Annotated in this window: 1 protein-coding gene; it reads left to right on the top strand. The window is 75.5% G+C overall.

From position 1 onward, the window contains the following. The coding region (locus AXW62_RS08755) for a type I polyketide synthase (RefSeq protein WP_107406248.1) at nucleotides 1-11,445 on the top strand (11,445 nt) is incomplete at both ends.

Below are 11,445 nucleotides of genomic sequence, written 5' to 3' on the forward strand. Positions count from 1 at the left end.
GGCGGTGCAGGCGTCGGAGGACGAGGTGGCGCCGCTGCTGACCGAGCGGGTCAGCATCGCCGCGCTCAACGGGCCCGCGTCGGTGGTCATCGCGGGTGACGAGGACGCGACGGTTCAGATCGCGGCGGGCTTCGAGGCTCAGGGGCGGAAGACCAAGCGGCTCATGGTCAGCCACGCCTTCCACTCCCCGCGTATGGACGGGATGCTGGAGGCGTTCCGTGAGGTCGCGCAGGGGCTGACGTATGAGGCCCCGCGTATCCCGATCGTGTCCAACCTGACCGGTGAGCTGGTCTCCGCCGAGGAGATCACGACGGCCGACTTCTGGGTGCGCCACGTCCGCGAGGCCGTGCGGTTCCTCGACGGTGTGCGCGCGCTGGAAGCGCAGGGCGTGACGACCTTCGTGGAGCTGGGCCCCGACGGTGTCCTTTCCGCGATGGCGCACGAGTGCGTGACCGGCGAGGACATCGCGTTCGCCGCCACCCTGCGCAAGGACCGCCCCGAGGCAGAGGCGCTGCTGTCGGCCGTCGCACGGGCACACGTCCGTGGGGTGGCGCCGGACTGGGCGGCCGTCTTCTCCGGTGCGGGTGCCGCCCCCGTGGACCCCGCCGAGCTGGCCGTGTTGCCCACGTACCCCTTCCACCGGCAGCGTTACTGGCCCAGTGCCGCCGCCCTCGCGGCGGGCGACCCCGAGTCGATCGGGCTGGGCGACATCGACCATCCGCTGCTCGGCGCCGCCGTGTCGCTGGCGGACGCCGATGGCCTCCTGCTCACCGGTGTGCTCTCCACCCGTACCCACCCGTGGCTCGCCGACCACGCGGTGATGGACACCGTGCTGCTGCCCGGTACGGCCTTCGTCGAGCTGGCGAGCGCCGCCGGTGCCCAGGTCGGCTGCGAGCGGCTGGACGAACTGACCCTGGAAGCCCCGCTCGTGCTGCCGGAGCACACCGGAGTGCGGGTACAGCTCGTCGTGGACGGGCCGGACGAGTCCGGCCGCCGCTCCTTCAGCCTGCATTCGCGTCGGCAGGACGCGCTCGGCACCGAGCCGTGGACGCGCCACGCCACCGGTGTGCTCGCGGTCGCCGCTGCCCGGACCCCCGGGTCCGGCGCGTCCGCCGAGGCCGATGAGCTGGCCGTATGGCCGCCGCGGGGCGCGACGCCGATCGCGGTCGACGGGCTGTACGAGGAACTGGCCGGGGCGGGCCTCGGCTACGGGCCGGTGTTCCAGGGGCTGCGGGCCGCCTGGCGGCTCGGCGAGGACCTCTACGCCGAGGTGGGCTTCCCCGAGGGCGCGGCGCCGGCGCAGGGCGCCGAGGCCGAGCGGTTCGGGCTGCACCCGGCCCTGCTCGATGCCGCGTTGCACGTCATCGGTCTCGACAGCGCCGACCGGGAGGCGGCGCTGGCGGAGGGTGCGCTGCTGCCGTTCGCGTGGAACGGTGTGCGGCTGTACGCGGCCGGGGCCGACGCGCTCCGGGTGCGGCTGTCCGAGCGGTCGTCGAACGCGGTCTCGCTGCTGGTGGCCGACGGTACGGGCCGTCCGGTGGCCACGGTCGAGTCCGTGGCGCTGCGGCCGGCCTCCGCCGACCAGGTGCGCGCGGCCCGTGGCGGGCTGCACGAGTCGCTGTTCCGGCTGGAGTGGACGCCGGTTCCGGCGCCCGCGACGGGCGCGGCCACGGGCGACTGGGCGGTGCTGGGCGCGGACACCGGCGAACTGGCCGTGCTGGAGGGCGCGTTCGGGCCAGAGATCCGGCTCGCCGCCTATCGCGATCTGTCGACGCTGCGTACCGCCGTGGAGGCCGGGGCGCCCGCGCCCGGCACCGTGCTGCTGGCCGGTGCCGGTGCCGGTGCCAATGTCGGTGTCGGTGTCGGTGTCGGTGTCGGGTCCGGTATCGGCGACGGTGTCGGTGACGGCGGCGCGTCGGCCGTGCACGAGGCCACGCAGGCGATGCTCGGCCTGCTTCAGTCGTGGCTGGCCGATGAGCGGTTCGCCGCGTCGCGGCTGGTGCTGCTCACCCGGGGCGCGGTGGAGACCGAGCCGGGGGCGGGCGTGGCGGATCTGCCGGCCGCCGCCGTACGCGGTCTGTTCCGCTCCGCGCAGTCGGAGAACCCCGGCCGCCTGGTGCTGCTGGACGTGGACGGCGAGGAGAGCTCGTACCGCGCGGTGCCCGCCGCGCTCGGCGTGGACGAGGGCGAGCTGGCGCTGCGCGCGGGCGGGGCGCTCGCGCCACGGCTGGCCCGGGTGCCGGTCACCGAGGCAGCCGCCACCGTCACCACCGACGCCGCCACCGCCACCGCCGCCGACGCCACCGCCGACGCGGGCGCCACCGTCACCGCCACCGCCGACGCTGGCGCCACCGTCATCACCGACGCGGGCGCCGTCGTCACCGCCGACGCCACCGACGCCGACGCCCACCGCGTTCCGTCGTACGACCCGAACGGCACCGTGCTGATCACCGGCGCCACCGGCACCCTCGGCGGACTCTTCGCCCGCCACCTCGTCTCCGCCCACGGTGTGCGGCGGCTGCTGCTGGTCAGCCGCCGTGGCGCCGAGGCCGAAGGTGCCGAGCAGCTGGGCGCCGACCTCACGGCGGCCGGTGCCACCGTGACCTGGGCGGCCTGCGACGTGGCCGACCGCGAGGCGCTCGCCGCGACCCTGGCCGCCGTCCCGGCCGAGCATCCGCTGACCGCCGTGGTGCACACGGCGGGTGTCCTGGACGACGGCGTCCTCGGCTCGCTGACGCCCGAGCGGGTGGCGCGGGTGCTGCGTCCCAAGGTCGACGCGGCGCTGAACCTGCACGAGCTGACGCGTGACCACGAGCTGTCCGCGTTCGTGCTGTTCTCCGGCGCCGCCGCTGTGTTCGGCGCGCCCGGACAGGGGAGCTACGCCGCCGCCAACTCCTTCCTGGAGGCTCTCGCCCAGCATCGCCGCGCCCAGGGGCTTCCGGCCACCGCGCTGGCCTGGGGCCTGTGGGCCGGTGCGGGTATGGGCAGCGGGCTGGACGAGGTCGATCTGCGGCGCATCGCACGCGGCGGGGTCGCCCCGATCGCAGCCGACGAGGGGCTCGCGCTCTTCGACGCGGCGGAGGCGGCCCGCGCGGATGGTGCGGCCGGTGCGGCCGTGCTGTTCCCGATGCGGCTCGACTACGCGGGGCTGCGCACCGAGGCCACGGCGACCGGCACCGTGCCGGCCCTGTTCCGGGGCCTGGTGCGGACCCCGGCCCGGCGGGCCGCCGCGGCGGCCAGCGCCGCCGACGGCTCCTCGCTCGCCCAGCGCCTGGCCGGGCTCACCCGCTCCGAACAGGACCGTGAGCTGCTGGAGCTGGTGTGCGGCCGGGTGGCGGCCGTGCTCGGTTACGGGGGCCCGGAGGCCGTCGAGGCGGGGCGGGCGTTCAAGGAGCTGGGCTTCGACTCGCTCACCGCCGTCGAGCTCCGCAACGACCTCAAGACCGTCACCGGACTGCGGCTCCCGGCGACGCTGGTCTTCGACTACCCGACCCCGAACGCCCTGGCCGGTCATCTGCGCGAGGAGCTGCTGGGCGCCGAGGAGGCCACGGCGCCCCTCGTCCCCGTACGGCCGGTGGCGAGCCCGGCGGTGGACGACGACCCGATCGTCATCGTCGGCATGAGCTGCCGCTACCCCGGCGGGGTGCGCACCCCCGAGGAGCTGTGGGAGCTGGTCGCCACGGGTGGCGACGGCATCTCCGGCTTCCCCGTGGACCGTGGCTGGGACCTGGACGGCCTCTACCACCCGGACCCCGACCACGCGGGCACCTCCTACACCCGCGAGGGCGGTTTCCTGCACGACGCGGCCGACTTCGACCCGGACTTCTTCGGCATCTCGCCGCGTGAGGCGCTGGCGATGGACCCGCAGCAGCGGCTGCTGCTGGAGACCTCCTGGGAGGCGTTCGAACGCGCCGGGATCGACCCGGCGACCGTGCGCGGCAGCAAGACCGGTGTCTTCGCGGGCGTCATGTACCACGACTACGTGACCGGTCTCGACGGCATCCCCGACGGTGTCGAGGGCTACATCGGCACCGGCAACGCGGGCTCCATCGCCTCCGGCCGGGTGGCGTACACCTTCGGTCTGGAGGGTCCGGCGGTCACGGTGGACACGGCGTGCTCGTCATCGCTGGTGGCGCTGCACTGGGCGATCCAGGCGCTGCGCGCGGGCGAGTGCACCATGGCGCTGGCCGGTGGTGTGGCGGTCATGGCCACCCCGGAGACGTTCATCGACTTCAGCCGCCAGCGCGGTCTGGCCACGGACGGCCGGTGCAAGTCGTTCGCGGCGTCGGCGGACGGGACGGGCTGGGCCGAGGGCGCGGGCATGCTGCTGGTCGAGCGGCTGTCCGACGCCCGCCGGAACGGCCATCCGGTGCTCGCGGTCGTACGGGGATCCGCCATCAACCAGGACGGTGCGAGTAACGGCCTGACGGCGCCGAACGGTCCGTCGCAGCAGCGGGTGATCCGGCAGGCGCTGGCCAGTGCCGGGCTGTCCGCCGGTGATGTCGATGTGGTCGAGGCGCACGGTACCGGCACGACCCTGGGTGACCCGATCGAGGCGCAGGCGCTGCTGGCCACCTACGGCCAGGACCGGGACGCCGAACAGCCGTTGTGGCTCGGCTCCATCAAGTCCAACATCGGTCACACACAGGCCGCCGCCGGTGTCGCGGGCATCATCAAGATGGTCATGGCGATGCGCCACGGCGTACTGCCGCAGACCCTCCACATCGACGCGCCGTCGCCGAACGTCGACTGGGAGGACGGCGCGGTCGCGCTGCTGACGGAGCCGATGGAGTGGCCGGAGACCGGCCGTCCGCGCCGCGCGGGCATCTCCTCGTTCGGTATCAGCGGCACCAACGCGCACACCATCATCGAGCAGCCGCCGGCCGCCGAGGGCCGGGAAGACGTGGCGGCGCGGCCGTCCGCCGTACCGCCGGTGCTGCCGTGGCCGCTGTCGGCCGTGGGCCGGGACGCGCTGCGCGACCAGGCCCGCCGTCTGCGCGACCGGCTGCCCGCCGCCGACGAGGACGTGGACCTGGCCGCCATCGGCTACACCCTGGCCGCCGGGCGCACCGCCTTCCAGGACCGCGCGGTGCTGGTGGCGGACGGCCGCGAGGGCTTCCTGCGCGCCCTGGACGCGCTGGCCTCCGGCGAACCGGCCACGGGCCTGGTGGAGGGCTCCCCGGTGGCCGGGAAGCTGGCGTTCCTGTTCACCGGGCAGGGGAGCCAGCGGCTGGGAATGGGGCGTGAGCTGTATGACGCCTATCCGGTGTTCGCGGAGGCGCTGGACGCGGTGTGCGCGGCGCTGGACCCGCATCTTGAACGGCCTCTGAAAACGGTGCTGTTCGGGGACGACGCGGCGGTACTGGACCGGACCGGGTTCACCCAGCCCGCGCTGTTCGCGCTCGAAGTGGCGTTGTTCCGGCTCGTCGAGGCGTGGGGGCTGCGGCCGGACTTCCTGTCGGGTCACTCCATCGGTGAGCTGGCCGCCGCGCATGTGGCGGGTGTGCTGTCGCTCGCCGACGCGGCGAAGCTGGTGGCGGCCCGTGGCCGTCTCATGCAGGAGCTTCCGGCCGGTGGCGCGATGATCGCCGTCCAGGCGTCGGAGGACGAGGTGGCGCCGCTGCTGACCGAGCGGGTGTCGATCGCCGCCCTCAACGGGCCCACGTCGGTCGTCATCGCCGGTGACGAGGACGTGGCGATGGAGATCGCGGCGGGCTTCGAGTCGCAGGGTCGGAAGACCAAGCGGCTCACCGTCAGCCACGCGTTCCACTCCCCTCGTATGGACGGGATGCTGGAGGCGTTCCGCGAGGTGGCGCAGGGTCTCACCTACCAGGCCCCGCGCATTCCGATCGTCTCCAACCTCACCGGCGACGTGGTGTCCGCCGAGGAGATCACCACCCCGGACTTCTGGGTGCGCCACGTCCGCGAGGCCGTGCGCTTCCTCGACGGTGTCCGCACCCTCGAAGCCCAGGGCGTGACCACCTGCCTCGAACTGGGCCCCGACGGTGTGCTGACCGCCATGGCCCAGGAGTGCGTCACCGACGCCGACCCGGCCGCCTTCGTCCCGGCGCTCCGCAAGGACCGCCCCGAGGCCGGGGCCGTCACCACCGCCCTCGCCGCCCTCCAGGTGCGTGGTGTCACGCCGGACTGGGAGGCGTTCTACGCCGGGACCGGTGCGCGGCGCGTGGAGCTGCCGACGTACGCCTTCCAGCGGCGGCGCTACTGGCTGGACGTGCGCACGGCCGCCGCCACCGCCGACGCCACGGCTCAGGACGCGGTCGACGCGCGCTTCTGGGAGGCCGTCGAGCGCGAGGACCTGACCTCGCTCGCCACGGCCCTGAACCTCGGCGCCGAGGACAACGGCGCGCTGGAAGCGCTGCTGCCCTCGCTGTCGGCGTGGCGGCGGCGGCAGTCGGAGCGTTCGACCGTGGACGGCTGGCGCTACCGGGTGTCGTGGAAGCCGGTCACCGACCGTTCCGCCGCCTCCGTGAGCGGCCGTTGGCTCGTGGTGGCACCGGCCGAGGCGGCCGGGGACGCCTGGGTCGCCGGGGCCGTACGGATGCTGAACGAGCGCGGCGCCGACGTATGCCGCGTCGAGCTGCCCGCCGAGGGCGACCGCGCCGCCGTGGCCGCCGCGCTGGCCGGGGCCATCGGCGAGGAGGCGGTGACCGGTGGCGTGGTGTCCCTGCTGGCCCTCGCGGACGGTGACGGGCTGCTGCGGACCGCCGCGCTGACGCAGGCCCTGGGCGACGCGGGCATCGGCGCGCCGCTGTGGGTGGCCACGCGGGGCGCGGTGGCCGTGGGCCGCTCGGACGGAATGGTCAGCCCGGCGCAGGCCCAGCTGTGGGGTCTGGGTCTGGCGGCGGCGCAGGAGCTGCCCGAGCGCTGGGGCGGTCTGGTGGACCTCCCGGGGACGGCCGACGAGCGTGCGCTGACGCGGCTGGCGGAGGTGCTGGCCGGGGCCGGTGGCGAGGACCAGGTGGCGGTGCGGGCGTCGGGTGTGTTCGCCCGCCGCCTCGTGCGGGCCGCCGAGCCCGCGTCCGCGGGCGGCTCCTGGACCCCGGGCGCCGGTACCACCCTGGTCACCGGCGGTACGGGCGCGCTGGGCGCCCAGGTGGCCCGCTGGCTGGTCGCGGGCGGTGCCGAGCACGTGCTGCTCACCAGCCGCCGCGGCCTCGACGCGCCCGGCGCGGCCGAGCTGCGCGACGAACTCGCCGCCTCCGGCGCCCGGGTGACCGTCGCCGCGTGCGATGTGGCCGACCGGGACGCGCTCGCGCGGCTCCTCGCCGGACTTCCGGCCGAGCTGCCGCTGACCGGTGTCTTCCATACGGCGGGCGTGCTGGACGACGGCGTACTGGACTCGCTCACGCCCGAGCGCTTCGGAGCCGTGCTGCGTGCCAAGGTGGCCGCGGCGGCCCACCTCGACGAGCTGACCCGCGACCGGGACCTGTCGGCCTTCGTGCTGTTCTCCTCGACCAGCGGCACCCTGGGCGCCGCGGGGCAGGCCAACTACGCGGCGGCCAACGCCCACCTCGACGCGCTGGCCGAGCGGCGCCGCGCCGAGGGGCTGCCCGCCACCTCCATCGCCTGGGGCCCGTGGGCCGCGGGCGGCATGGCCGCCGACGAGGCGCTGGAGCGGCGGATGCGCCGTGGCGGACTGCCGCCGATGGACGCCGGGCTGGCGATCGGCGCCCTTCAGCGGGCGCTCGACCTCGATGACACGGTGGTCACGGTCGCGGACATCGACTGGGAACGGTTCGCGCCGGACTTCACCGCCGTACGGCCCAGCCGCCTGCTCGCGGACCTTCCCGAGCTGCGCGCGGCGGAGCCGGAGCCCGCCACCGGACCCGGGACCGACGGCTCCTCGCTGGCCGCCCGGCTGGCCGGGCTGGGCGAGGCCGAGCGGGACCGGCTGCTGCTGGACCTGGTGCGTACGCAGGTGGCCGCGGTGCTCGGCCACGACGGCTCGGAGTCCATCGGCGCCGACCGGGCCTTCGGCGAGCTGGGCTTCGACTCGCTGACCGCCGTCGAGCTGCGCAACCGGCTCGGTGCCGCCAGCGGCGTCCAGCTGCCCGCGACCCTGGTCTTCGACTACCCGACGGCCTCCGCCCTCGCGGGCTATCTGCGGAGCGAACTGACCGGCACGGCCACCGTCGCCGACCCCGCGGCCCCCCGCCCCGCGGCCGGGCCGGCGGCCGACGACGACCCGATCGCGATCGTCGCGATGAGCTGCCGCTTCCCCGGCGGGGTGCGGTCGCCGGAGGAGCTGTGGCAGCTGCTCACCGCGGGCGGCGACGCGATCGCCGAGTTCCCGGCCGACCGCGGCTGGGACCTGGACGCGCTGTACGACCCGGACCCCGACAAGCGGGGCACCTTCTACGCCCGCGAGGGCGGTTTCCTCTACGACGCGGGCCACTTCGACGCCGCGTTCTTCGGGATCTCGCCGCGTGAGGCGCTGGCGATGGACCCGCAGCAGCGGCTGCTGCTGGAGACCTCCTGGGAGGCGTTCGAACGGGCCGGGATCGACCCGGCGACGCTGCGCGGCTCCACCGCCGGTGTCTTCGTCGGCTCCAACGGGCAGGACTACGACGCCTCGCTGCACACCGTGCCCGAGGGCGTCGAGGGCTACCTGGGCACGGGCAACGCGGCCAGCGTGGTCTCCGGCCGGCTCGCGTACACCTTCGGCCTGGAGGGCCCGGCGGTCACGGTCGACACGGCGTGCTCGTCGTCGCTGGTGGCGCTGCACTGGGCGATCCAGGCGCTGCGCGGCGGCGAGTGCTCGCTCGCGCTCGCGGGCGGTGTGACGGTCATGTCGAGCCCCGGCGCGTACATCGAGTTCAGCCGCCAGCGCGGGCTGGCCCCGGACGGCCGCTGCAAGGCGTTCGCGGCCGGGGCGGACGGCACCGGCTGGGGCGAGGGCGTCGGCATGCTGCTGGTGGAGCGGCTGTCGGACGCGCGGCGCAACGGCCATCCGGTGCTGGCGATCGTCCGTGGCTCGGCGATCAACCAGGACGGCGCGTCCAACGGTCTGACCGCGCCCAACGGCCCCGCCCAGCAGCGCGTCATCCGGCAGGCCCTGGCCAACGCCGGGCTGACCCCCGGTGAGGTGGACGCGGTCGAGGCCCATGGCACCGGCACCCGGCTCGGCGACCCGATCGAGGCGCAGGCGCTGCTGGCCACCTACGGCCAGGAGCGCCCCGAGGACCGTCCGCTGTGGCTGGGCGCCATCAAGTCCAACATCGGCCACACCCAGGCCGCGGCCGGTGTCGCGGGCATCATCAAGATGGTCATGGCGATGCGCCACGGCGTGCTGCCGCGCACCCTGCACGTGGACGAGCCGTCACCGCACGTGGACTGGTCGGCGGGCGCGGTGTCACTGCTGACGGAGCAGGTGGCGTGGCCGGAGACCGGCCGTCCGCGCCGTGCGGGCGTCTCCTCGTTCGGCTTCAGCGGCACCAACGCCCATACGGTCCTGGAGCAGGCCCCGGAGCACGACGAGGCGGTCGGCGGCGAGCCGCGGCACCCCCTGGTGCGGCCCGATGTGGTGGCCTGGCCGCTGTCGGCCAAGGGCGAGGACGCGTTGCGCGCCCAGGCCGAGCGGCTCCGCGCCCACCTGGAGGCCGACCCCGGAGCCGGCGCCGTGGACGTGGCGTACTCCCTGGCCACCACCAGGGCCGCCCTGGACCACCGCGCGGTGGTCCTCGGCCCGGACCGGGACCGGCTGCTCGCGGGCCTGGCCGCCCTGGCCCGCGGCGAGTCCGCCGCCCAGCTGGTCCGGGGCGTGCCCACCGAGGGCCGGACCGCCGTGCTCTTCACCGGGCAGGGCAGCCAGCGGCTCGGCATGGGCCGTGAGCTGTACGAGGCCAGCCCCGTCTTCGCGGCGGCGCTGGACGCGGTCTGCGCCGAACTGGACCGGCATCTCGAACGGCCGCTGTACGACGTGCTGTTCGGCACCGACGAGGAGCTGCTGAACCGGACCGGGTTCACCCAGCCCGCGCTGTTCGCCCTCGAGGTGGCGCTGTACCGGCTGGCCGAGGCCGCCGGGCTGCGGCCCGACGTCCTGGCCGGGCACTCCATCGGCGAACTGGCCGCGGCCCACGTGGCCGGGGTGCTGTCCCTGGAGGACGCCGCCACGCTGGTGGCCGCCCGCGGCCGGCTGATGCAGGAGCTGCCCTCCGGCGGCGCGATGATCGCGGTGCAGGCGTCGGAGGACGAGGTGACACCGCTGCTGACCGAGAGCGTCTCGATCGCCGCGCTCAACGGGCCCACGTCGGTCGTCATCGCGGGCGACGAGGACGCGGCGCTGGAGATCGCCGCCTCGTTCGAGGAGCGGGGCCGCAAGACCAAGCGGCTCACCGTGAGCCACGCCTTCCACTCCCCGCTCATGGACGGCATGCTCGCCGAGTTCCGCAAGGTCGCCGAGGGGCTGACCTACCGGGCGCCGCGCATCCCGATCGTCTCCACCGTCACCGGGCAGCCGGTGGCCGGCGAACTGGGCATGGCCGCCGACTACTGGGTGCGCCACGTCCGCCACGCCGTCCGCTTCCTCGACGGGGTCCGCTGCCTGGCGGCCCAGGGCGTCACCACCTACGTCGAACTCGGCCCGGACGGTGTGCTGTCCGCCATGGCACAGGACTGCGTCACCGCCGGGGACGAGGGCTCCGAGGACGTGGCGGACGCGGCCTTCGTGCCCGTGCTGCGCGCCGGGCGGCCCGAGACCGAGACGCTGACCGGCGCCCTCGCCACACTGCACGTCCGGGGCGCCGCCCTGGACTGGGCGGCGCTGTTCGCCGGGACCGGTGCCCGCCGCGTCGAGCTGCCCACGTACGCGTTCCAGCGGCGGCGCTACTGGCTGGAGGGGGCCCCGCACCCCACGCCCGCCCAGGAGGCCACGGACCTCGGCACGGCCGACGCCCGGTTCTGGGAGGCCGTCGAGAGCGACGACCTCGCCTCGCTGTCGGACGCCGTGGGCATCGACGTGGACCAGCCGCTCAGCACCCTGCTCCCCGCGCTGTCCGCGTGGCGGCGCCGCGAACGCGAGCGGTCCGCGCTCGACGGCTGGCGCTACCGCGTCACCTGGAAGCCGCTGGCGGAGCCACGGCTCGCCGCCGCCCCCGGCGTCTGGCTGGTCGCCGAACCGGCCGCCGCCGCCGGCCACACCGACACCGTGCGGCGCGTCGTCGCCGCGCTGGCCGACCGGGGCGCCGACATCCGGCGCCTCGCCCCGGCCGACGGCGCGGACCTCGACCGGGACGCCCTGGCCGACCGGATCCGCCAGGCCACGGCCGGTGAGCCCGTCCAGGGGGTGCTGTCGCTGCTCGCGCTGGACGAGCGCCCGCACCCCGACCCACCCCGCCCCGCGCCCACCCGGGCCGTCGCTCGCGCACCGGACGGCGCGNGTGGNACGCGGCCTCGGGGACCGGNGGGCCCGGTCGGACGCCCCGG

Origin of the sequence: Streptomyces hygroscopicus subsp. hygroscopicus (assembly GCF_001553455.1) — a bacterium.
Classification (GTDB): domain Bacteria; phylum Actinomycetota; class Actinomycetes; order Streptomycetales; family Streptomycetaceae; genus Streptomyces; species Streptomyces hygroscopicus.